Source organism: Streptomyces sp. NPDC059895 (genome assembly GCF_042731035.1).
GTDB lineage: Bacteria > Actinomycetota > Actinomycetes > Streptomycetales > Streptomycetaceae > Streptomyces.
In genome coordinates this window covers 1-1540 of record NZ_JBHWKO010000132.1, presented here as the reverse complement: position 1 = coordinate 1540, position 1540 = coordinate 1, and the positions used below count along the sequence as shown (strand labels likewise).

The 1540-nt window shown below is 69.0% G+C and carries 1 protein-coding gene; it reads left to right on the top strand.

Features of this window, described 5'->3' with window-relative positions; all coding sequences use genetic code 11:
- Positions 1 to 125: 125 nt before the first annotated feature.
- Positions 126 to 1526 carry an IS4 family transposase gene (locus tag ACFV9M_RS42010; protein ID WP_385079916.1) on the top strand — a complete coding sequence of 467 codons (1401 nt, stop codon included), beginning with the start codon at positions 126 to 128 and terminating at the stop codon, positions 1524 to 1526.
- Positions 1527 to 1540 lie beyond the last annotated feature (14 nt).

Sequence of the window (1540 nt, the reverse complement as noted above, 5' to 3'; positions counted from 1 at the left end):
CAATGCCGCTCGGTTAGGGGTTCCGCTGTCGGCGCGATGCTCGGCGTTTCGATTGGTGATGCGGGTGCAGCCCTTGTAGTGGTTCTCGGGTCCGCCAAGACTCGTGTTCCTCCACAAGGGCTGCAGTGTCCGATTCTGTCATTACGCATGCTCCCGGCGCGTTGGCCGCCGGGCACCTGGGCGAGTTGACCCAGGTCGTTCCGTTCGAACTCGTCGATCAGGCACTCGCATCGGCGGGTGGTCTGCAGCATCGGGTGCGGCGTTTGCCGTCCCGGGTGGTGGTCTACCTCCTCCTCGCCGGCGCGCTGTTCACCGGGCTGGGCTGGAAGCAGGTCTGGTCCCGGCTGACCTCCTCGCTGCCCGTGCGGCTGCCCACACCTGCGTCCTCGTCCATCACTCAGGCGATGCGACGGGTCGGCCCCAGCCCGTTGAAAGCACTGTTCGACCTGGTCAAGGGGCCTGCCGCAGTGACCGCGACGCAGGCGGCACGGTTCGCGGGCAGACTGGTGGTCGCGATCGACGGCACCCAGATCGCGCTGCCGGACACACCGGCGAACCTGTCGGTGTTCCCCAAGGCGAAAGCCGGGCCGAACGGGCCGGCCGGCTACCCCATGCTGCGTCTGGTCGCAGTGACAGCCTGCGGGACCAGGACACTCCTCGACGCGGTCTTCGGCACCGACCTCACGGGGGAGCTGACCTACGCCGACACCCTGGTCACCACCGCGGGCAGGACCGGGGCACTGCGGCCCGGGATGATGCTGCTGGGCGACCGGAACTTCTCGGCCACCACCTTCGTGGAAGCCGTCGCGTCCACGGGCGCCGACTTCCTCATACGCGCCAAGACCCACAGCACAGCACTCAAGCTGCCGGTCGTGCAGCGGCTGCCGGACGGCACGTTCCTCTCCCGCATCGGCGAGGTCACCGTCCGCGTCATCGAGGCCACCGTCACTCTCGCTCCTGCCGACGGCGCCGGTGAGCGCCCGCCAACCCGCAACGCCTACCGGCTCGTCACCAGCCTGCTCCACCCCGATGAGGCACCCGCAACCTCTCTGGTGAGGCTCTACCACGAGCGCTGGGAGATCGAGACCGGCTACCGCGAACTGAAATCGACCGTCCTCGGCGGGAGAGTCCTGCGCGGACGACACCCGGCAGCCGTTGTCCAGGAGACCTGGGCACTCCTGGTCGCCTACCAGGTGTTACGCACCGCGATGAGCGACGCCGTCCTGCACCGGCCCGACATCGACCCCGACCGCGCGGCGTTCACCGTCGCACTCCACACAGCGCGCGACCAGATCGTCCGCGCAGCCTGCATCCTCCCCCACGCGCAGGTGGACCTCGTCGGCCGGATCGGCGCCGCGGTCCTCGACGACCTCCTCCCCGCCCGCCGCCACCGAACCCGGCCCCGCGTGAAGAAACGAGCGATCAGCTCCAAATACCGCGCCGTCGGCCGCGCCGTCGACCACCGAACGCACAAGACCACCGTCCGGATCGCGATCAACCCCTTGCCAACCACTCCAGACGGCTAACCGAGCGGCATTGC